This window comes from Mongoliibacter sp. (genome assembly GCF_007692705.1).
GTDB lineage: Bacteria > Bacteroidota > Bacteroidia > Cytophagales > Cyclobacteriaceae > Mongoliibacter.
Map to the genome: position 1 here is coordinate 1 of NZ_REBN01000224.1, position 22,018 is coordinate 22,018.

At 38.5% G+C, this 22,018-nt stretch carries 17 protein-coding genes; 6 read left to right on the top strand and 11 right to left on the bottom strand.

The window, feature by feature from the left end; all coding sequences use genetic code 11:
- Nucleotides 1-9 precede the first annotated feature (9 nt).
- Together EA341_RS19020 and EA341_RS15765 are read left to right on the top strand one after the other, a co-directional pair.
- Nucleotides 10-138, top strand: coding sequence for a hypothetical protein (locus tag EA341_RS19020; RefSeq protein ID WP_367127667.1), 129 nt, complete (start codon nt 10-12; stop codon nt 136-138).
- A gap of 314 nt (nt 139-452) precedes the next feature.
- Nucleotides 453-2,012, top strand: a complete 1,560-nt coding sequence (locus EA341_RS15765; protein WP_293016127.1) for a S8 family serine peptidase — start codon at nt 453-455, stop codon at nt 2,010-2,012.
- 163 nt (nt 2,013-2,175) lie between these two features.
- Here EA341_RS15765 and EA341_RS15770 read toward each other — a convergent pair whose 3' ends face one another.
- The 5 genes from EA341_RS15770 to tsaD form a co-directional block, all read right to left on the bottom strand.
- The gene (locus EA341_RS15770; protein ID WP_293016128.1) at nt 2,176-3,228 is read right to left on the bottom strand and encodes a M42 family metallopeptidase; all 1,053 of its coding nucleotides are present in this window, start codon (nt 3,226-3,228) and stop codon (nt 2,176-2,178) included.
- Nucleotides 3,229-3,336: 108 nt separating this feature from the next.
- Entirely contained in the window at nt 3,337-5,220 is a 1,884-nt protein-coding gene (locus tag EA341_RS15775) for an amidophosphoribosyltransferase (protein ID WP_293016129.1), read from the bottom strand.
- 126 nt (nt 5,221-5,346) lie between these two features.
- Nucleotides 5,347-5,862 carry an HNH endonuclease gene (locus EA341_RS15780; RefSeq protein WP_293016130.1) on the bottom strand — a complete coding sequence of 172 codons (516 nt, stop codon included), beginning with the start codon at nt 5,860-5,862 and terminating at the stop codon, nt 5,347-5,349.
- 54 nt (nt 5,863-5,916) lie between these two features.
- Nucleotides 5,917-6,384 (bottom strand): SsrA-binding protein, encoded by a 468-nt coding sequence (smpB, locus tag EA341_RS15785; protein ID WP_293016131.1) that lies wholly within the window; start codon nt 6,382-6,384, stop codon nt 5,917-5,919.
- 252 nt (nt 6,385-6,636) lie between these two features.
- The gene (gene tsaD, locus EA341_RS15790) at nt 6,637-7,641 is read right to left on the bottom strand and encodes a tRNA (adenosine(37)-N6)-threonylcarbamoyltransferase complex transferase subunit TsaD (protein ID WP_293016132.1); all 1,005 of its coding nucleotides are present in this window, start codon (nt 7,639-7,641) and stop codon (nt 6,637-6,639) included.
- Between the two features lie 13 nt (nt 7,642-7,654).
- On the opposite strand from tsaD, the gene EA341_RS15795 reads away from it, so the two are divergent.
- The 4 genes from EA341_RS15795 to EA341_RS15810 are packed head-to-tail and all read left to right on the top strand — an operon-like array spanning nt 7,655 to nt 15,411.
- Nucleotides 7,655-12,274, top strand: coding sequence for a translocation/assembly module TamB domain-containing protein (locus EA341_RS15795; protein WP_293016133.1), 4,620 nt, complete (start codon nt 7,655-7,657; stop codon nt 12,272-12,274).
- 48 nt (nt 12,275-12,322) lie between these two features.
- Nucleotides 12,323-13,621 (top strand): deoxyribodipyrimidine photo-lyase, encoded by a 1,299-nt coding sequence (locus EA341_RS15800; protein ID WP_293016134.1) that lies wholly within the window; start codon nt 12,323-12,325, stop codon nt 13,619-13,621.
- The gene (locus EA341_RS15805) at nt 13,621-14,574 is read left to right on the top strand and encodes a Smr/MutS family protein (RefSeq protein WP_293016135.1); all 954 of its coding nucleotides are present in this window, start codon (nt 13,621-13,623) and stop codon (nt 14,572-14,574) included. The genes EA341_RS15800 and EA341_RS15805 overlap by 1 nt, the downstream gene beginning before the upstream one ends.
- 3 nt (nt 14,575-14,577) lie before the next feature.
- Nucleotides 14,578-15,411, top strand: a complete 834-nt coding sequence (locus EA341_RS15810; RefSeq protein WP_293016136.1) for a hypothetical protein — start codon at nt 14,578-14,580, stop codon at nt 15,409-15,411.
- A gap of 5 nt (nt 15,412-15,416) precedes the next feature.
- Here EA341_RS15810 and EA341_RS15815 read toward each other — a convergent pair whose 3' ends face one another.
- From EA341_RS15815 to EA341_RS15840, 6 genes are all read right to left on the bottom strand, one after another.
- Nucleotides 15,417-16,889: a cellulose synthase family protein gene (locus EA341_RS15815; protein WP_293016137.1), complete on the bottom strand. Its 1,473-nt coding sequence runs from the start codon at nt 16,887-16,889 to the stop codon at nt 15,417-15,419.
- Nucleotides 16,889-18,433, bottom strand: coding sequence for a 4Fe-4S binding protein (locus EA341_RS15820; RefSeq protein ID WP_293016138.1), 1,545 nt, complete (start codon nt 18,431-18,433; stop codon nt 16,889-16,891). The genes EA341_RS15815 and EA341_RS15820 overlap by 1 nt, the downstream gene beginning before the upstream one ends.
- Nucleotides 18,430-19,788: an FAD/NAD(P)-binding oxidoreductase gene (locus tag EA341_RS15825; protein ID WP_293016139.1), complete on the bottom strand. Its 1,359-nt coding sequence runs from the start codon at nt 19,786-19,788 to the stop codon at nt 18,430-18,432. Before EA341_RS15825 ends, EA341_RS15820 begins: the two co-directional genes overlap by 4 nt.
- Nucleotides 19,781-20,539 (bottom strand): DUF547 domain-containing protein, encoded by a 759-nt coding sequence (locus EA341_RS15830; protein WP_293016140.1) that lies wholly within the window; start codon nt 20,537-20,539, stop codon nt 19,781-19,783. The genes EA341_RS15825 and EA341_RS15830 overlap by 8 nt, the downstream gene beginning before the upstream one ends.
- A gap of 141 nt (nt 20,540-20,680) precedes the next feature.
- Complete coding sequence (locus tag EA341_RS15835; RefSeq protein ID WP_293016141.1) at nt 20,681-21,166, bottom strand: rhodanese-like domain-containing protein; 486 nt, start codon at nt 21,164-21,166, stop codon at nt 20,681-20,683.
- Between the two features lie 92 nt (nt 21,167-21,258).
- Nucleotides 21,259-21,972 carry a Crp/Fnr family transcriptional regulator gene (locus EA341_RS15840; protein ID WP_293016142.1) on the bottom strand — a complete coding sequence of 238 codons (714 nt, stop codon included), beginning with the start codon at nt 21,970-21,972 and terminating at the stop codon, nt 21,259-21,261.
- Nucleotides 21,973-22,018 lie beyond the last annotated feature (46 nt).

Genomic DNA, 22,018 nt, shown 5'->3' on the forward strand with positions numbered 1-22,018 from the left:
GCAGTTGACATTTTCAAAAAAGCCTCTGAAAAAAGTGAAGATGCAGACATCAAAAGATGGGCAAAAGATTCATTACCAATGCTGCAGAATCACCTTGACAAATCTGTCAAACACAAAGAATTGACTAAAAATATATAAACTAAATTAAATTCCTGAACTCAATTAAATGTTCAAATAATATGAATCAAGAAGCCTCCTAAGCTCAAATGCTTTGGGGGCTTTTTTCACTGGGATCTAAATGTAAATTAAACACAGATCCTCCATAATTTTTTATCTGCTTTTTTATCAATAAAAAATACTTTTTTATAAATAGATAAGTATATTACTACGTATTTGTAAAAATTCTTTTTGGTCAAAGCACAGGTTTTGATTGAGAAAAAATCTTACTAAGAAAATAACAACCAACTCGTTTTTACCACTTATTTTCATTTTATCAACATTAATTTACAATTATGATGTGTTCAACCAAATTCAAATTTTCACAATTTTTTGTGATTATTCTTTTGTTGTTATCAGCTTGTCATGACCAATTGGAAAGCATAGCTCCAATTGAAGATGCAATTACAGAAGAGGAGTCAAGCTTCAATCAGTTCAATTTTGAAGAATTGGCTGATATGTCCGACTTTACCAATTTAAGAGAGGGTGACTTTACCGGTAGATTTTTAATCATCAGTAGAGGACAAAACCTGCCGAATAACTTAGAGCGAAGCATTCAGCAAGCAGGAGGAGAATTAGTAAAAACTTTCCCTCAGATAGGTATAGCTGTAGCCGTAGCAAGGGCTGAAGACTTTCTTTCTCAAGCAAAAAAAATCAACGGTATAGAGTCTATTACACCTGATTTGATTTTGCAATACACTAAGGAACCTGAAATCAGTGGTGAAGCATTAGTATTTGATGCTTCTTTGACAAGGAGAGGAAATACCGCTTCTGCTGGAGCACCTTTTAATTATCAAGACGCATTCTTTGATGGCGTTCAGTGGGCTCCATCTTCCATCAATGGTCCTGCAGCTTGGGATGCAGGCTTTACCGGTAAAGGAGTTAGAGTTGCCGTAATTGATGGGGGTTTTCATTCAACTCATCAAGATCTTGCTCCAAATTTAGACATTGCAAGCTCAATTTCGACTGTACCCGGATTCAATTTTAATCAGGACGTAGGTACTTTCTGGCATGGTACACATGTCGCGGGCATTGTTGCAGCAGCTGGAAATGGTATCGTGGGAATAGCACCCGAGGCGACACTGATCGGTGTCAAAGCACTTCACGGAGGCTCGGGCGCCCTTGAATGGATATTGGAAGCTATACTTTATTCAGCCACACCCCTTACAGAAGGTGGAGCAGGAGCAGATATCATCAATATGAGCTTAGGAGCAACAATCGATTATAGAAACAATTGGGGTGATAAAGGTTTCCGTGATTTTTTCAAAAATTTGCAAAAAACTTATGATAGAGCCACAAGATACGCTTATCAAAATGGCGTTACTGTAATTGCTTCAGCAGGTAACGGCGGTACTAACTATGACGATGCTAAGGAATTTTTCCAACTTCCAGCACAAAACCAACACGTGCTTTCTATAAGCTCTACAGGTCCTACAGGTTGGGTATTAGGAAATGATAATTTCACACAACCTGCCTATTACACCGATCATGGTAAATCTTTGGTAGATTTTGCTGCTCCAGGAGGGACGATAGGATTATTTGAAGTTGAGGGATTTGATGGTATTTGTACCTTAAATGGTACTAACTTAGAGCTTACGAGATTCTGTGAGTTATTTGATATGGTCATCAGCTGTAATGTAAACAATAACTGGGCTTGGGCTCAGGGAACTTCTATGTCAGCTCCTGCCGCAGCGGGTGTAGCGGCATTAATCATTCAAGCCAACAAGGGTAAAATGTCTCCAGCACAGGTAGCTGCAAGAATGAGACAATCTGCTACAGACTTGGGAAAATCTGGACAGGATGAATTCTATGGCCATGGATTTGTTAATGCTGCCAAAGCTGTAGGTTTAAATTAAGTTCAAAAACCAGAATTTTACAAATACAAAATAGTTGGTCAGTTTGATAATTGCCAGCAAAATCAAAAAGGGTTGTCTTTGATGAAAAGACAACCCTTTTTGATTTTAAAACCTTATTTTTCAAACCTAAACGAGGTCAGAAAAAGACCTTAAAGGTTAGGCGTTAATGACTCCAATCATACCCATCCATATCTTCCAAACAAGCTTTTAATAAAAGAATACTATTGGCTATGTCTTCTTTATGAGCCATCTCAATCACTTGGTGTAAATGGCGGGTGGGGATTGAAATCGCACCGGCTATAGCACCCTGCTTGCCCATACGCTGTACACCTGCTGTATCCGTACCCCCTGCGGTTAGTATTTCGGGCTGCCAAGTGATCTCATTTTTCGATGCAGTTTTTTTCATAAAATCCACCATCCTGTAATCACAGATTGTCATGCCATCCATAATTTTTATTGCAGTGCCTTTTCCAAGCTCTGTTATTTTTTCATGTGCTTGAGCTCCTGGTACATCATACGCAATAGTAGTATCTAAAGCTATTCCAAAATCAGGGTTAATTCCATGAGCAGCAACATTTGCGCCGCGGATCCCCACCTCTTCCTGTACAGTAAAAGTTGCATAAACATCGTACGCAGGATCCTCAAGTTGCTTTAAGGTTTCGATGAGAATAAATACAGCTACCCTATTGTCAATAGATTTACAGTTGACACAATCACCCATTTCAATCAATTCCCTATCCCTTGTAATCGGATCACCTACATTGATGTATTTTTCTACCTCCTCTTTGGGCATTCCCATATCTATAAAAAAATCCGTTGTCTTGGGAAGCTTGGTCCTTTCTTCAGCTGACATGACATGAATAGGCTTACTTCCCATCACACCTATCAGGTCTTTTTTCCCGTGGACAATTACTCTTTGTGCGGTAAGGGTTTTGGGGTCAAAGCCACCCAAGGTATGAAAGCGAACAAAACCCTTATCATCTATATGGGTGACAATAAAACCAATCTCATCCATATGCGCGGCCACCATCACCTTTTGGGTATCCGGGCTTTTCTTTGATTTTTTAACAGCTATAACATTGCCCATATTATCTGTTTTCACTTCATCCACCAAAGGGGTGACCAATTCGATGACCAGATCCCTGATACGTTTTTCATAACCAGGAGCTCCAGCTATCTCACAAATCTGCTTTAACAAGGCTACATTTACTTCCATATTTAATCAGTGATTTTTACTATAAAAAAGACTTTCCCGCTTGATATAGCAATCAGGAAAGTCCTATAAATTGAATACTCAAGACTGGTTAACTTTTCCGGAATTGTATTAATAAGCTCTGACTGCCTTTCCTTCCATAAAGTTAACAAACGCCCTATTCACAACGCGCATTCCTCCACTTGTTGGGAAATTACCCGTAAAGTACCAATCTCCCAAATGATCTGGAATACATTTATGTAAATTATCTGCTGTCTGGTAAATTACCTTTACTTCTGCTTGTATCTGATCAGTGGTAATGATCTCTGCAATTTTATCTGAAATTTCCTGATCTGTAAATGGCTCATATAGAAGTTTTACAAAATTATTTGAGGTATTCTGATTGCTTTGACATTTCTCCAGTATCTCATCCATCAGGAAGTTCATCTTTCTTTCTTTAATGAGTGCAAGCGTTGCCCTGAATGCGATGAATTCTCTCATCTTAGACATATCAATTCCGTAACAATCAGGGAACCTGATCTGAGGTGCAGAAGAAACGATAATGATACGCTTGGGATTCAACCTGTCCAAAGTAGTCAGGATACTCTTTTCCAAAGTAGTACCTCTCACAATACTGTCATCAATGACCACCAAAGTATCAATACCCGAGCGGACTACCTCATAAGTAGTATCATAAACATTGGCCACCATCGCATCCCTGTCAGAATCATTTGTGATAAAAGTTCTCAACTTAACATCTTTACTGACAAGTTTTTCTACCCTGGGCCTAAAACTCAGCAAATCCTCCAAATCCTCTAAGTGTGGTTTTCCTTCAAGCAGCACTTCCCTTCTTTTAGCACTTAGGTAATCTTCCAATCCCTCAATCATACCCAAAAAAGCTGTTTCCGCTGTGTTAGGAATATAGGAAAACACTGTGTTTTTCAAGTCAAAATCAATGGCCTGAAGTACTTGAGGAATTAAAGCCCGTCCTAAAGCCTTTCTTTCTCGGTAAATATCAGGATCCGTACCTCTTGAAAAATAAATACGCTCAAAGCTACAGGATTTCTTTTCTCTGGCGGGCATGATTTCAAACTCTCCATATGAACCATCCTTATTGATCACCAAGGCGTGACCCGGCTGAATTTCTTTGATTTCTTTATAGTCTATGTTGAAAGCAGATTTGATGGCGGGTTTTTCAGAAGCGACCACCACAATCTCATCATCAGCATAATAATAGGCAGGTCTGATACCGGAAGGATCCCTCACTACAAAACTGGATCCATTCCCTATCAATCCGGCCATGGCATAACCTCCGTCAAAATCCCTGCAAGACCTTCTCAGTATTCTGGCTACATCCAATTCATCTTCAATAAATGCAGTTATCTGTTCATTACTGAAATCCTGCTTATACTTATCAAAAATCCTCTGGTTTTCCTCATCCAGAAAGTGTCCGATTTTCTCCATAACTGTCACCGTATCAGTTTTTTCCTTAGGATGCTGCCCCAATTCAACCAATCTACTAAAAAGCTCTTCCACATTGGTCATGTTGAAGTTTCCTGCCATGACAAGATTTCTGCTTCTCCAGTTATTCTGTTTTAAAAAAGGATGACAGGTTTCAATACTGTTTTCGCCGTGAGTGCCATAGCGTAGGTGTCCAAGCCATACCTCTCCAGAAAACGCAATATTTTCTTTGAGGTATTCTGCATTGGTGAGGGCTGCATCCCCTCCATGCTTTTTGGCTTTTTTATATTTCTTGTGGATTTTATCAAAGATATAATTAACTGCCTGTGGTTCTATGGACCTGTAACGGCTGATATATCTTGTTCCTGGTTTGGTGTTGATTTTGATATTGGCGACTCCTGCGCCGTCTTGTCCTCTGTTGATTTGCTTTTGCATCAGGACGTATAGCTTATTTGGAGCATACAGGGGTGATTTGTATTTATCCAAGTAGTATTGAGGGTCTTTTCGAAGCCTCAACATGGCTATTCCACATTCATGTTTGATCTGCTCACTCATTTGGGTCTGGGCGAATTATATGACAATGCAAAGGTACTTTTAATTTCAATGATTAGAAAAACCTTTTTGTAAATGGCACTACACCCAAATTCGAAAAATAGTTTCCACCCCTCCCAAATAGTGGGTTTATTTTACTCCCACGACTTTTACATCTAAAAACGGCATCCATTCTTCTGCATGGCGTTCTGCGTAATTTGCCAAAAAGAAACCTAATGTAGGCCTAAAAGGAATGCTATTTAACTTCAATCCCATCTGTTCTGGACTTTTGTCCCCTTTCAGTACATTGCACCTATGGCATGCAGTAACTAAATTCGACCAATTGGTTTTACCTCCCTTTGATTTGGGAATTACATGGTCAATTGTTAGCTGTTTTTTGGACCCACAGTATTGGCATTCGTTTCCATCACGACGAAATAGATTAGACCTATTTAAAAGCACCCCTTTGTAAGGGATATTTTTATACTCATTAAGTCTAATGACAGCCGGATATTTAAATTCTTTAGAGACTGTCCTAACTACAAGTGTTTCGTAATGACTTAGGCAGCTTACTTTTTCTAAAAAAACAAGAACCAGCGCCTTTTGCACGTTGACAACGGCTATCGGACTATGATCCAGATTTAACACCAAAACACGCTTTTCCATAGACCTCTAAGATAAAACTTTGATTGGAAAAACCTGTTGTTCAGTGAGAATGTTTTAAAACTTCATCCTTGCTAATTCTCTTTTTGAATCTTTTTCTTTAATACTTTGCCTTTTGTCATGGACTTTCTTTCCCCTCGCTAAAGCGATCTCAAGTTTTGCCAAACCTTTGTCATTCATGAAAATTCTGACCGGAATTATAGACAATCCTTTTTCCTCAAATTTGCTTTGAAGTTTTTCTATTTCCTTCCGATTCAATAGCAGTTTTCTTTCACGTACTGCATCATGATTGTAACTCGCAGCCATAGAGTAAGGAGCAATATGCATCTGCTTGATAAATAGCTCTTCTTTTCTAAAAAAACAATATGCCTCAGTCAAGGAAACCTTGCCCTCTCTGATAGATTTAATTTCTGTCCCTTTCAAGACAAGACCTGCCACAAAAGTATCTATAAACTCAAATTCATAGCTGGCTTTTTTATTTCTTATATTGATATGCTTTTCAAATCTTTTTTTCTTGTCAGACATGTATTCATCCTTTTATAGTAAGAAACTAGTATGTCAACTCCTTACCAAATTAAAATTTGTCACTAAAACTACTCACCGCTTCCTTGCAAAAACATCAAATATTAAAATAATAAGGTCCTATTATAAATTACACCTATTCTCTTGATTCTTGCCTTCTCGCTTTTTACTTGTTTGCCCTTATTTCTTGATTTCTCTCACGCATCTCGGCTCTCAGCTCTCGTCTCTCGTCTCTAGTCTCTCGCTTCTTACTTCTCAGATCTTCATCCTTGCCTCAGGTACCACATCCAATCCACAAAACTCACCTTTCATATATTTAAAATGTGCGGCCATGGCAATCATAGCGGCATTATCTGTACAATACTCAAATTTCGGGATGTAAACCTTCCAACCATGTTTGTTTGCCAAAAGTTGCAGTTCCGCCCTTAATCCTGAATTTGCTGAAACACCACCTGCAATAGCAATATGATTGATTTTGTACAAATTTGCTGCTTTTTTCAACTTCTGCATCAGCATTTTGATCAAAGTAAATTGAATTGAAGCACATAAATCTGCTAAATTTTCTTGAACAAAATTCGGATTTCCTTTTAATTGATCCCTCAAAAAATAAAGAACTGCTGTTTTTATTCCTGAAAATGAAAAACTTAATCCTGGCATATCCGATACCGGAAAAGGAAAAGCTTTGGTGTTTCCTTCTTTGGCATATTTATCAATCAATGGGCCTCCAGGATATGGTAATCCTAATAGTTTCGCAGTTTTATCAAAAGCCTCTCCTACAGCATCATCCATCGTCTCCCCAATCACCTCCATGTCCAAATATCCTTTGACTAAGACCAATTGTGTATGCCCGCCCGATACCGTCAAGCAGATAAATGGAAACTCAGGCTTGGGATCATCAATAAAATGTGCCAATATATGGGCCTGCATATGATTGATATCAATCAAAGGAATACCCAAAGAATAGGCAAAAGATTTCGCAAAGGATACACCCACCAAAAGAGAACCCATAAGGCCTGGTCCTTTAGTGAAGGCAATAGCAGACAGTTCATTTTTGGAAATCCCGGAGTTTTCTATCGCTTCATGTACTACAGGAATAAGATGTTGCTGATGAGCCCTTGAAGCAAGCTCAGGAACTACTCCACCATATTTTTCGTGTACTGATTGCGTAGCGATAATATTATTAAGTATTTTGCCGTCAGAAATTATCGCTGCGGACGTTTCATCACAAGATGATTCTATAGCCAGAATATTGATTTTCATTGCAGATTGATCCTTGGAAAAGAACCCGAAAGTTACGGAAAAAATACTGAAAGCCTTAAGGCTGATCTTCAGGCTGGTACTTTTCCTTGTTTTGGGAATTTTTTTAATAGCTGCCTTGCTTCAAATCCCTTATTTTCAAACCAAAATATCGGGAGTTTTAACTGATTATATTACCAAAAATACAGGCTTTGATACCAAAGTATCGAGCGTAAAAATCAGGTGGTGGGATGCTATCAGTTTGAATAACGTGGTAATTCACGACCAAAAAGATAGCCTCATGGTCGATTTGGAGGAAGTTTATATAGATTTTTCTATCCGTGGATTATTTGACAAAGAAAGTCCCTCACTTGACCAAATCAAGATGGAAAAAGGAAATGTCAGGTTAATATTTCATGAAGATGAGCCCTACATCAATATTTCTGAATTTTTCTCAAGACTGAATGAATTACTTCCTGGCACCAAAGATCCCGACAAGCCATCTGGGAGGTTTGAAATAAACAATATCTATTTCAATCAGACATCTCTTGACATCCTTAATTACGATGCAATACCAGTAACTGAAGGCTTTGATTACAACAACCTTAGGTTTCGTAACCTAATTGCAGATGCAGATGAGTTCTACACTGACGGACCAAATCTGGGCATGAAAGTCAATTACCTAAGAGGTGAAGAAAGCACTTCAGGTATGGTTTTCCAGCAACTGAAAACAGATTTTACTTACGCTCCTACATTTATGGAATTTGATAATCTTTATCTCAGGTCTAACAGAACCGAATTCAAAGATTATCTAAAATTCAGCTACTCTTCCAGCAGTGCACTTTCCAATTTCAATCAGGAGGTACAAATACTCGCCAGACTTGATGAGGCCTTTTTGGACATTCAGGACTTACGTTATTTTACCGACCAATTGCCAGAAGTTGAAGATAGGATATCCTTGAGCGGAGAAGTCAGTGGGACTGTTGACAAATTGGTGTCAGAACAACTGCTGATTCGGTTTGGACAGCGTAGCGCCTTATTTGGGAAATTTAAAATCAATGGCCTGCCTGATGTAAGCAATACTTTTTTTGAAATGTCATTGATGAATTCTATCCTTAGCAGCACTGATCTTAAACCATATATTTCAGAGCAAGCCCAAAGGGAAGTCAATAAGTTCAGGGATATTCGTTTTGACACTGATTTCTCAGGTTATCTACATTTTTTCACTTTCAATGGGAGATTTAGAACGGGCATAGGAAATATGACCGGTAGGCTAAGCTATAAGTCAGAGAACAACACACCGACTTATACCGGAAGGTTGGAGTTGGAAAATCTGGATATGGGAATATTGATGGAGGATAGGGAACAGTTTCAAAAAGTATCTATGACAGGACGGGTAAGAGGAACCGGACTAGCGGTAGAGTCTGCCATTTTGGAATTGGATGCAGATATCAGAAAAATTGGTGTAATGGGATATGATTATACTAATATCAGGACAGATGCCACCTATGGAAGGGATCTTTTCAGAGGCAGTATAAAAATAGCAGACCCTAACCTTAAAGGTGAAGCCCGTGGAGTACTGGATTTACGGGATAAAAAAGACTCCATCAGACTCAACGTGGAACTGGATACTGCCTTTTTGAAGGAATTAAAAATTGTAGATAATGAGCTTTTCATAAGCGGTAATTTAGACATGGATACAAAAGGCATCACCCTGGATGATATTGAGGGGATTGCCAGATTCAGTGACATTGCCGTAAGTTTGGAAGGGCGTACCTTGAATGTAGATAATTTCTTCTTCCAGTCATTGTTTACAGATGATTCAAGGGTGATTTCTCTCAACTCAGACCTTTTGGTAGCTGGGATATCTGGAATATTCAAAGTAGAAGAATTGATCACTGATGTGACCAATCTCAGCAGAGAATATTTGGCAATCTTGACCAATTCTCAAAGTCCCGTAGACATCTCCCAAGTAGGGCTTCACGACCCCTATAATATTGATATCAATATGAATTTCATTGATATCAATCCCATTATCAATTTGATAGAACCTAAGGCATCTATTTCCAAAAACACCCTAATAGAGGGTGCGTTTTATCAAACCCCTGACAATACCATATTGAACTTTTACTCCGGAATTGATAGCATTTACTATAACGGTAATTTCTTGTTCGACACAAACCTTGACTTCAATACTTCAAAACTAACACGAAGTAATGACGTGTTGGCTTCTTTTTATATCTACTCCAAACAACAAAACCTCAAGTCGGGATTGGTCTTCAACAACCTGGAAATTGAAGCAATATGGGATGTTAACAATATAGATTTCAGCTACCGCCAAGACCAATTGAGCACCGGAAGCTACCTGCGCATACAAAATGAAATCACCATATTTCCAGACCATACCACTATCGTATTTGAGCCATCAGAGCTCAAGATCATTGATAAAATCTGGAATTTCGATCCCGAAAACAGAATTTACATTGCAGATAATGCCTTTCTCTTTGACAATCTCAAAATTTTCAATGAAAAGCAATTTATCTCCGTAAATGGAAATGTATCAGAGAGTTCAGAGGATGTCTTAGGGATTGAAATCAATAATTTAAACCTTGACTTTTTCAACACACTTTCTATAAGAGAATTTGAGGGTAGAGCTAATGGTCAGTTTGGACTGAGTAATATTTTCGAAACCCTTGCCATCAATGGACAATTGAATGTTGAAGATTTCTACATCAACAACTTTTTGATTGGTGACATAGAGGCAGGCACTTTCTTTTCGGAGGGCTTGATCAATGTTGAATTAAATAATTACCGTTTAGGAGAAAAAGTTATTTCTTTAGAGGGTTCACTTGGAAGTGAAGAACAGAACCTCACCTTAAAAGCAAACCTGCAAAAAGCCAATATTTCTGTATTAGAACCGTTTTTGGAAGATTATGTAACTAAAATGGGTGGAACTGTTACCGGAGAATTGGATATCGGTGGCACTCTGGCATTCCCTGTAGTCACCGGCACCGGAAGGGTCGATGAAGGACGCCTTTTAATCAATTACCTGAACACCCCTTATACCATAGATGGAAACTTGGTTTTTGAACCAAACGAAATAAGTTTTAGGGAAATCATACTTAGGGATGTAAATGGTAACCGTGCAAGAATGCGCGGCGGGATCTCTCATGACTATTTCAGTGATTTTGTCTTGGATATTTCTTCTACTATGGAAAACTTCCAAGTCCTAAACACTTCTATTAGGGACAATGACCTGTTTTATGGAACAGCCAATGTTTCAGGTAGTCTCAATATATTCGGTGCAGCCAATAACCTGGACATAACAGCCCGTGCTACTTCCCAGCCAAATACGAGAATTTTTATCCCTTTTGGCTCGTCCAATATTCAAGCCCAAGAAGATTTCATCAATATTATCAACATAAGGGATACGACCCAGACGCAGGGTTTTGAAGAGTCAGTTGAAAAGCTTGCTATCAACAATGTCCGTATGAATTTCACCCTAGATATCACCCCAGATGCCTATACAGAAATCCAAATAGATCCAAGAACAGGTGAAAATATTCAGGGAAGAGGGCGAGGAGTACTGACATTGAATATCGACACGCAGGGGAATTTTTCCATGCAAGGGAATTATGAAATCACTGAAGCCCGCTATAATTTCTCACTTTATAATGTGATCCGAAGGGAGTTTATAGTTGAGCCAGGCGGACGGATTTCCTGGTATGGAGATCCATATGAAGGAGTGATGGACCTTAGGGCGTATTATCAGGAAAGTGTATCTTTACAGAATTTACAAAATGTACAAAACCAAGGTTTGGAAGATCCGCAGATGAGAAGAAGGTGGCCGCTGAGGGTTATCATGGATCTTAAAGGAAGTTTACTCTCTCCAGATATCGCTTTTAATTTTGACTTTGCAGAATTCCCCTCTGAAGGAAATATACAAACCTATATTTCAGCCTTCCAAAACCGGATAGCCAATGATGAACAGGAAAAAAACAGACAGGTTTTTTCTGTGATTATGATGCGGTCCCTTTCTCCAGAAGGACAATTCACCGGTGTCAGCAACATTGCAACATCCAACCTTAGCCAGCTGCTTTCCTCGCAATTGAACAGCTTTATTGCCCAGGTAGATCAAAATCTGGAAGTGGATATTGACTTGGCTAATCTTGATCAAAATGCCTTGGAAACATTCCAATTGCGCGTAGCCTATACATTCCTTGATGGTAGATTAAGGGTTACAAGAGATGGTGGATTTACGGATTTACAGGGAAATGCTGATATCAATAGCATCGCGGGTGACTGGCAGGCAGAATACCTGCTCACAGAAGATGGCAGATATAGAATGAGGATTTACAATAGAAATAATTTCAATACCTTCACCTCTCTTTCTCTGGCAAGAAATGTCGCTACCTATGGAGTATCAGTCTCTCAGAATCTTTCCTTTAATTCATTTACAGAACTTTGGAATAAATTGAGGTCAGGTGAAAGAGAAAAACTCAGAATCAACGATACTGATGATTTCCTTAGATATCAATTTGAAGAGGACGAAAATTGGCAACCAATTCCCCTAAAAGATTTGGACAGAAAGGTGGAGCCTGAATACCTAGAGATTATTGAAAAGCCTAAAAATCTTAGAAAAGAGGAGGAAGATTGAAACATTTTTCAAATTGGGATATTCTAAACCTAAAACAATATATAAACTATGGATAAAGTAAGCATATTTTGGTTTAGAAGAGATTTACGTTTAGATGACAATGTAGGATTATACCATGCCTTTGAGCAGGAAAAAAATGTACTTCCTCTTTTTATTTTTGATAGGGATATTTTGGATGACCTAGAAGATAAAAAAGATGCCAGGGTAAGTTTTATCCATGATCAAATTACGGGAATTTCCAAAAAGCTAGAAGACTTTGAAAGCAGCTTAATTGTGCGATATGGCAAACCGATCGATATTTGGAAGGAGCTTTTGGAAGAATATGAGATTGAGAATGTCTACACCAACCGAGATTATGAACCTTATGCCAAAGAAAGGGACTCATCAGTAAAAAATCTGCTAAAGGATAAGAATATCCAATTTCTGGATTTCAAAGACCAGGTGATTTTTGAAAAAGACGAAATTGTCAACGGATCAGGAGATTTTTATAAAGTCTTCACGCCATTTAGCAAAGTTTGGCTGGAAAAATTCCACAAATCAAAAATCGAACTGGTGTCTTTGGATGGCCGTAAAAAGAACTTCTTCAAAACTGAACCTTTGCCTATTCCAAGCTTGGAAGATATGGGCTTTGAAAAGACCGATATCGAGATTCCTCCTTTGGAAATCGATAAACCTCTGATCAGGAAATACGACGAAACCCGAAATTTCCCCTCGCAGCAAGGAACGAGCCGGTTGGGTATTCACTTGAGGTTTGGGACACTAAGTATTCGCAAACTGGCTCTAGAAGCAGACGAATTGAATAAAACTTACCTGAATGAGTTGATTTGGAGAGAGTTTTACATGATGATTTTATACCACAATCCATCGGTGGTCGATAAAGCCTTCAAATCAAAATATGACCATATTCCGTGGAGGAATAACCAAGAAGAATTTGAGAAATGGTGCGAAGGAAAAACCGGCTACCCCATAGTAGATGCAGGCATGCGGGAATTGAACAAAACTGGCTACATGCACAATAGGGTAAGAATGATTGTAGCAAGTTTCTTGACAAAGCATCTTTTAATTGATTGGCGATGGGGAGAAGCGTATTTTGCAAAAAAATTACTGGACTTTGAACTTTCGTCCAATAATGGTGGGTGGCAGTGGGCTGCAGGTACTGGTACTGACGCACAGCCTTATTTCAGGGTTTTCAACCCTGAATCCCAAACAGCCAAATTTGACAAAAATCTGAAATACATAAAAAAATGGGTTCCGGAATATGGGACCGACAAGTACCCCGAACCCATCGTAGAACATAAATCTGCACGGGAAAGGGCCCTTGAGACATATAAAAAAGCATTGAATTGATGAATATAGGAGACAGAGTAAGGTTGCTTCATGGAAATGAGGAAGGAATAATCACCAAAATCTCTTCAGGTGGAAGAGTTGAAATAGAAATAGAGGATGGGTTCAGGATCCCTGCTATGAAAAACGAGGTAGTCTTGATTTCAAGTACAGAGAGGAGTTACTTCAAAAATGAGGTAGAAGACACATCTGTGATTTCCGAAAATTTAAGTAGCAAAGCAAAGAATCAGAGCCTGGAAGCTATTTATCTGGTATATATTCCCCTCAATGACAAAGACCACAGTGTCTACCTTTGTAATAATACCCCGAAGGATTTTCTTTCCATTACCTCGGAACACTATGGCTCAAATTCCCAAACTTTATTGGCTGATAAGATCGCTGCTAAAACAAGTAAAAAAATAACGGAAAAGTCTATACAGAATTTTGAGGAATGGCCACCCCTGTTGGTACAGCTTTTCCCTATCAACCAAAGGATTGAAAAAACGGAACCCGCATTAGAACGCAAAATCAAATTCAAAGCCAATACTTTCTTCAAAAGCAAGGGAATGGCCCCGATTTTGGATAAAAGCGGCTATGTCTTTCGCCTTACCGAAAACGCCAAAGAAATCGATATTCAAACACTTAACAGAGAATTGAACCCTGAGGTAATAAAGCCAGAACAATCTTTTCCTCGCCCACCCAAAGAAGTTGACCTGCATATAGAAAAATTGACCAAAGATCATGATTTGATGAGCAATTCTGAAATGCTCAAGCTTCAAATGGAAGCTTTTGAGAAAAATCTGAATTATGCCATTGCCTCTGGAATGGATGAAATAAGTTTCATTCATGGTATTGGAAATGGGGTGCTCAAAAAAGAAATTCACAAGTATTTGAGTCAATTGGGAAATATTAAGTATTTTCAGGACACACAGAAGAGCCGATTTGGCTACGGTGCGACCCTGGTCAGAATTTCCTAAACTATGCAAGGTAATATTTCTCCTGTTTTTGGGCTGTTTCAGCAGCATTTTGAAGAAGCGAAAGCTGCACATGCATCTCTTAGCAAGCAGTTCAAAGGCAAAAAAGCTATTGAACTGGAAAGTCGTTTGATATTTCTTGAAATTTATATTGATCTCTTGTCCCATATACATTTTAAAAAGGAAGGTCTCAAGTTTGAGCTTTTTGCCCCTTTTAAAGATCTTTTTAAAGGGCTGAAAAAAACCAAGCACCTAAAAATGGTCAACAATCAAGTGGAGTCCGTCAAGATAAAAGAAGCAATAGAATTCAGGACATACACCAAAAACCTTTTATCAGAGAAAAACAAGCTATATGCTGAGGTCTACGATCACGTGGTTGTTACTCCATTACATATTTGGGAGGACTTGTATGATACTGCTTATAAGTTGAGTAAAGGCCTAAAACCTTTGATGATCAATACCGCTACAAATCAAATAATCAATGAAGAGTTGGAATTTTTCAACTTGGATCATAAAAACAAACTCGATAGCAAAGCACTGAAAGATATCTATGAAGGACTGAGGGTAATCATAGCCCTGGAAAATTTGAGAATTGAGTCTGGGTTCAACCCTATTTTTGTCAATGAGGTACATGATAAAATGTTTTTGCTACAGAAATCTCTATTGAAATGGTATGAAAACCATCTTTTTATCCAGCACCTGACTGGGTTTTTGACTGATAAACAGAATATTTCTAAAAAGTACCTGGACCTACTGGGCAATCTTCAGGAAGATCGAAAGGACTTCAAATCTTTGGTAGAAAAACAGGTACGGGATTTATTTGAGAAAATTCTAGACTGAGGAGGTTAGACTTTAGCTTTTCTATAGCTTTTGAAAGAATACCAACTCACCAATCCGTAACCTAAGGCAAGCATCAAATGGAAAACCACCATTTGATAGGTTCCATAATGGATAGAAGCCAAAACAATTAAAGAAAAAACCAAAGCCAATATTGCTTCAATATAAGTAGTGGCAGGAACCTTAAACTGATTGTATGAATTCTGAGTCCATATTCTACCAGAGTCGGAAAGGTTGTACTTAGGGGTCCTGATGAAGGGTGATTTTTTACCGGTAATTCCTTCCCATACTGCTTGTCCGTTGTGTAGGGCCAGTCCCATTGAAACTGATAAAAACAAGGGCAATTCCCATACAAATCTCCATATTCCTTTCCAGGAGAAATCAAGTAAACTGAGATTTGCCACGAAGTAAACAAAAGCAATGATCACAAAACTAAATAAAAAGCCTCCTGCATATTTGAAATAAGTCCAAGGAATCCATTCCATCTGAAAACCAAGCCAGATTGGAATACTGCTAATACTTACCAAAAAAACTGCTATAAAGATCAATGCATTTAGCAAATGCGCCGTGGCATGGATCTTCACCTTTATCGGAAATGGATTGGTCAATACATTCCTCAGGTGCTTGACTGCACATTCCGCACCACCCTTCGTCCAGCGAAATTGTTGGGACTTGATAGCCGACATCACGGGAGGAAGCTCTGCTGGAGAACTGATATCAGGTCTGTAAACAAACTTCCAACCTTTCTGCTGCGCTCTATAGCTCAAGTCAAGGTCCTCAGTTAGGGTATCATCCTCCCAATTACCGGCATCGAGAATACAGGTTTTTCTCCATATCCCTCCAGTTCCGTTAAAATTGATAAATGCTTGTTGCTGATTTCTGCCTATTTGTTCCACCATAAAATGGGCATCCAGTGCAAATGCCTGCAAACGGGTAAGTACCGAATAGTTTTCGTTCAAATGAGTCCATCTTGATTGCACCATTCCTACTTTGGGGTCTTCGAAATGCCCTATAGTCTTGATGATAAAGTCAGGATCTGGTAAAAAATCAGCATCAAATACGGCAATATATTCTCCCGTAGCCTTTTCCATTCCTTCTCTGAGGGCTCCAGCTTTGAATCCTTTCCGGTCAGACCTGTGCAAGTACTGAAAATTAATGTCTGGATATTGACTCAATTCTTGTTGGATGATAGCCGCTGTTTCGTCTGTACTATCATCCAATAGCTGGATTTGTAATTTGTCTTTTGGGTAATTGAATTGCGCACAGGATTTTATCAACCTTTTTACCACGTATTTTTCATTGAATATTGGTAGCTGTACTGTTACATAAGGCAGGTTGTCTATATCCAGGAATGGATCGATTCTCTTTTTTCTCCTGAAAATCAAAAAATGATATAATAAATGGGCTTGCGCAAAGCTATACAGGCTAACAAAAAGCATGGCCAATAAGTACACGCCTAAGAAAATATAAAGGATACTCATTAAGATTTTACAGTAATTGATTTGTTTCCGATAAGGATAGGGTTGTCGTTTATCCTACCCTCTTCTTCACCATTTTCTAATTTCAATACACCTCTGGGACACACAGCTGAACATACGCCACAACCTACACAGGAAGACCTTACTATATTTTGACCTCTCTGCGCATACCAGCGTACATCTATGCCCATTTCACAATAGGTAGAGCAATTGCCGCAAGATATACATTGTCCTCCATTAGTGGTGATTCTAAATCGGGATTTGAAGCGCTGAACCAATCCCAAGTATGCTGCCAGTGGACAACCAAAGCGGCACCAGACCCTATTTCCCATGAATGGATAGAAACCGGTACCGACCACTCCGGCAAATGCTGAGCCAATGGCAAATCCATACACGCTGTGCAATTGATCAGTGGCCTGCCCTAGTAGTCCAAATTCCATAAAGTAATTGACAATGGTAACAGCAGTCATCAAAACTGCAAACACCAAAACTCCGTGGATCATGTACCTTTCGACCTGCCAGGCCTTTAAAGATTTATCTGACAATTGTCTATATGGATCACCCAACGTCTCCGCCAAACCTCCACAGCCACATACCCAAGAACAATACCATCGTTTTCCGTAGAAATAAGTAAAAAGGGGAACCCCTATAATAATCAAAATAATTCCCCAAATCAGCATAAACATTCCCAAGGCACCCGAACTGAGCATTCCTTCCATTCTGTAATCATAGAAAAAAGAATAATCCAGAGGCCAGATATTTTTGAAGTCGTGCCAAGGTTTGTTGAGTAAAACAAGAATTTCCGGAATCAAAAATGCAAAAGACAATTGAAAAAACATCACAGAGGCTGTCCTAATGGTTTGGTAGGCATTTCCCTTGTATTTTCTAAACATCCTGATACCCATCACCAAAATAGCTAGTGTATATATAAACCCATATAGAAACCACTGAGACGCCGGATTTCCAGATAGCAGTATACTCAAGGGATCCATAAGTACCACCAAGTTGGTCAGGTACTCAGGGAACCAATAAAGGATGATATAAAAAAGGATTAACCAAGTACCGGTAATGATTCCCAGCAAGCCCCTAGATTTCATAGAAGAAAAATAAATCCCATCATTCTTGATTCCATCCGGCTCATTCCTGTACATAGGCAAAATATAGATCAAACCACCTAAGACTGCCAAACCCACAGATATGGCTAGATAAAGGTTTGGATTGTCTGCAACAGCTCCTTGTGTAGCTGCTTTGGTAAGGTCAAAGGCATAATCGTCCCAAATGACATTATCCCAATCTTCATTGGCTTTAAGTGCTTCATTGTATTCATCAAAATACCCATTGAAATCTGAGACAAAAGCAAAATTACTCATGTATTCCTCACCATACATTGGCTCAAGAATGCGTAGCATATCTTCTTGATGTTCCTCTTTAACCTTGGCCTCCACCATCTCTTTTTCTAGCTGGTAAGTACCCAAGAAAGGTATTACACTGAAAGAAAAAAGTCCCAGGATAAATATTATCAAGCCTATTATTTGATTTATTTTCATGCCCTTGAACCAATTAACCTATGAAAGAACGATTGCTTTTCCAACGCTATCTTTTTGCCTGTCTCATTCTCGTACTTTTTAAAAACTTTTTTATAAAATTTTTCAAAAAACTCAGTACTGAAATCTGCTTTATGTAAATTTTTAAGAACCTTTTCCAAGGTCCACTCTTTTTCTATAGCCTTTTCAAAAAACTCATGTCTTAGCCTCCAGCCAAGACTATTGGCACCTAACAATCTCTGAGATTTCTCCTCAAAAACCAATCTTAGACAATTTTTCCCTGTTTCGCTTTCCCAATAAAAAGAACTTATTCCTTCCTTATCCTCATTGGGGACAAGCCCATAAGTTTGATACTCTATGTCAAAAAATTTGGCTGAATTGAACCACATACCCGGTTGATAGGCTACCGGATTTTCTGCTGTAAGATTATAGGCCAAAGTTTCTCCATGCATCCTACCTGTGTACCAGACCTGTTCGATATTTTTTCTGTCTGAAGCCGGAGGTTCATGAAATTCAGCGCAATCCCCAATAGCATAAACATTCTCTATATTGGTTTTGAAAAACCTATCTACTAAAACCCCTCTTTTAGTCTCCAATGCTGAATCTTGAAGAAATTTGATATTGGGACTGACCCCCACGGTTAAGCCCACAAATTGGCAGGAAATCGTCTCTCCTTTATCTGTGACAACAGATTTGACCAAACCCGATTCATCTCCCTCAATTTCTTTCAGTTCTGTTCCCAGCCTTAGGTCAATGTGGTGTTCCAAGATGTGCTTATTGATCAATCTGGCTTCGTCTATGGGTAGGACATTGTCCCAAAAGTTCTTTTCCCTTACCAAAAAGGTGACAGGGATTTTTCTACTGGCTAACATTTCTGCCATCTCTATTCCAATCAATCCGCCACCTACCACAACTGCACGGTTAATTCCAGCTGTATTCATTTCCATTGTATCTAAATCTTGTTTGGAATATAGGCCCTGTACCCCTTTCAAATCTTGACCAGACCAATTAAATTTATTTGGAACGGAACCTGTGGCTAAAATAAGTGTGTCATAAATGATTTTATTTCCTGAGTCAAGGTGCAGGGTTTTATTACCATAATCTAAGCGTTCAACCCAGGCCTGCTTCAACTTGATATTATTTTTCTCCCAAAACCAGTCTTCATAGGGCTTGGTATGTTCATATTTCATATGCCCCATATAGATATACATGAGCGCCGTACGAGAAAAGAAAAATTCAGTTTCTCCGGAAATCACCAGGATTTCTGAATTTTCATCTCTTTTTCGGATATTTCTGGCGCAGGTAATTCCGGCAATACCATTACCTATGATGACTATTTTTTGGGTTTTGTCATTCATTTAAAGACCAGTCGTATTTAAGATTTGAAATTTTGGCTTTTGAATTGATCTCAACTTTGGAATATTTATTAAGGTAATCAATTAAACTTCCATTTTTGGTAAAATCACCCTTGAACCATGAGAAAATCTGGGAAATCTCAGCCTTATCTTTAGAAATTTTATTGTACTTCGGGTTATTGATAAAATCCTTAGCGGCCTTTTCAAGCTGCTTATCCAGCTTCTCGGCAGTAAATGCCTCATTCAAAAGTGGTGGACAAGAAACAGAAGCGCAATTGACAGCAAAATGTATCCGTGGTTCTTCGAATTCCTTTCTGATGATCTTGTGCTCTATATCATCCAAACTGGTATCCTCTCCACCTATTTTGAAAAACTTTTTTGTCCAAACAGTATTAACCATTGGGACAGTAAGTGTAGGGTTAAGGTCTTTGATACTTTCGACAGGATAATTGTCAGCTATTAACTTGATGGTAAAGGCATTGTAAGCATTTATCCAATAAGCCAATTGTTCATCCTTGGACCAAGTCTTCCGGTCAGGAGCATTTTTACTCAGGAGATCCAAGTATTTCTGCAATTTCCCCTTTTCTTCTACAAAACCCTTGTAATTAACTTTACCTTCTTTAGAAACATATCTTTTTAGAAGTTCATCAAAAATCTCATGTGATGGGGCTTTGCTTACAGCACCTGTCATCTCGTAGGCTCCACAAGAAAAATTAAATAGGAAAAGGGCGATTAAAATTGTTAGTGTTTTCATAAATACATTAAATGTTGGTTTAATCAAGGTACGATGTAAAGCGTATGTTCGTATCAATTACACTGAAGACTTCTGAAATATTGCATAAAATTCGAATTTTAAATCACCCGTAAATGTCTTGGTTAAGACAAATATGCGAATTCAATAAACCTTCTCTCCCCTATTCAGCCATATCCCCCAAGTACGGCTATAACCATGGACCTTAGATGTTTCCCCTTCCTTATTATACACTGGAAAACCTTCGTTTACCCAGTGAAAAACCCCTCCGTAGAGATTATAAACATTCTTAAAACCTGCTTTTTTGAGTTTTTTACCTATATCTTGACTTCTAGCGCCGATAGAACAATAAACCACTATTGGCTGCTCTTTTGAAATTCCATTCACTGAATCCATTGTAAAGGTATCATAACCGACCCAATTGGCACCTTTGAGATGAGAGATTTCAAACTCTTCGATTTCTCTTGTATCCAAAAGCACTGCATCAGGCATACCTTCCAAGTCTTGTGGATTAACTACGGGAAAATCCTTTTCATAAACACCTTTAAGAAGAGTTTTATAAGCAAGACTTTGTCCCCAAGCCATGGTAGAAACGGTTAAAAGTAAAAGTAAAGCTAGATTCTTTTTCATAATTTCTAAACACCATTTGATCTTTATTGGTTGCCAAAAAAAAAGCAGTGCAGATATGAACCGCACTGCTCTCATTATATTTTACAAAGAAATCAGCCATAGAAATCAGAAAGTCTTGCCAATCCTTTTTTATCCAATACTATAATCTTTTTCCCATCGAACTCAATCAGTTCGTCTTTTTTGAATTCAGAAAGCAACCTGATTACTGTTTCTGTCGCTGTACCAACCAAACCGGCAATTTCTTCTCTAGTCAATACGATATCAATCTTCTGTCCTTCCTGACCTTCAATCCCATAATTTTCACAAAGTTTCAAAAGTGTAAATGCCAATCTCTCTCTGATAGATTTCTGGGTAGCATCTGTCAATTTACTCTCCATAATGCCCAGGTCATTACAAATGGCTTTGGTTACTTTTTGTTGAAAAGCATTATCATCTGATAAAACTTTGAGGAAAGATTCTCTTGGGATAAAGCAGATTTTAGCTTCTTCAACGATCGTTGCCGAAGAAGAATAAGACTCCTCACCAAGCAAAGCCGTATATCCTAAGAAATCTCCTTTCTTAGCCAAGCGAATAATTTGCTCTTTTCCATTAGAAGCTGTTTTCGAAACTTTAACCACCCCTTCATTGATACAAAAAACCCCTAAAGGCTTTGTTCCTTCATAAAACAGTATTTGACCTTTCTTGTGGCTAATGAAGTTTTTATTTTCAGAGACATGACATAAATGCTGATCTGCTACACCAGCAAAAAGGGAAAACTTTCTACTGATACATAGTTCACAGGAAACATTCTTGGGCTGGGTTTTCATTGTATTATTAATAGTTTTAATACTTATACCTTTGGCTTAAATATAG

What these genes read in the sequence shown, in the direction of transcription:
- tsaD (WP_293016132.1), bottom strand. Translation starts at nt 7,641, where the DNA reads ATGAAAATCAATATTCTGGCTATAGAATCATCTTGTGATGAAACGTCC.
- EA341_RS15775 (WP_293016129.1), bottom strand. Translation starts at nt 5,220, where the DNA reads ATGAGTGAGCAGATCAAACATGAATGTGGAATAGCCATGTTGAGGCTT.
- EA341_RS15770 (WP_293016128.1), bottom strand. Translation starts at nt 3,228, where the DNA reads ATGGAAGTAAATGTAGCCTTGTTAAAGCAGATTTGTGAGATAGCTGGA.
- EA341_RS15840 (WP_293016142.1), bottom strand. Translation starts at nt 21,972, where the DNA reads ATGAAAACCCAGCCCAAGAATGTTTCCTGTGAACTATGTATCAGTAGA.
- EA341_RS15820 (WP_293016138.1), bottom strand. Translation starts at nt 18,433, where the DNA reads ATGAAAATAAATCAAATAATAGGCTTGATAATATTTATCCTGGGACTT.
- EA341_RS15805 (WP_293016135.1), top strand. Translation starts at nt 13,621, where the DNA reads ATGAATATAGGAGACAGAGTAAGGTTGCTTCATGGAAATGAGGAAGGA.
- EA341_RS15835 (WP_293016141.1), bottom strand. Translation starts at nt 21,166, where the DNA reads ATGAAAAAGAATCTAGCTTTACTTTTACTTTTAACCGTTTCTACCATG.
- EA341_RS15825 (WP_293016139.1), bottom strand. Translation starts at nt 19,788, where the DNA reads ATGAATGACAAAACCCAAAAAATAGTCATCATAGGTAATGGTATTGCC.
- EA341_RS15765 (WP_293016127.1), top strand. Translation starts at nt 453, where the DNA reads ATGATGTGTTCAACCAAATTCAAATTTTCACAATTTTTTGTGATTATT.
- EA341_RS15815 (WP_293016137.1), bottom strand. Translation starts at nt 16,889, where the DNA reads ATGAGTATCCTTTATATTTTCTTAGGCGTGTACTTATTGGCCATGCTT.
- EA341_RS15800 (WP_293016134.1), top strand. Translation starts at nt 12,323, where the DNA reads ATGGATAAAGTAAGCATATTTTGGTTTAGAAGAGATTTACGTTTAGAT.
- EA341_RS15810 (WP_293016136.1), top strand. Translation starts at nt 14,578, where the DNA reads ATGCAAGGTAATATTTCTCCTGTTTTTGGGCTGTTTCAGCAGCATTTT.
- EA341_RS15780 (WP_293016130.1), bottom strand. Translation starts at nt 5,862, where the DNA reads ATGGAAAAGCGTGTTTTGGTGTTAAATCTGGATCATAGTCCGATAGCC.
- EA341_RS15830 (WP_293016140.1), bottom strand. Translation starts at nt 20,539, where the DNA reads ATGAAAACACTAACAATTTTAATCGCCCTTTTCCTATTTAATTTTTCT.
- smpB (WP_293016131.1), bottom strand. Translation starts at nt 6,384, where the DNA reads ATGTCTGACAAGAAAAAAAGATTTGAAAAGCATATCAATATAAGAAAT.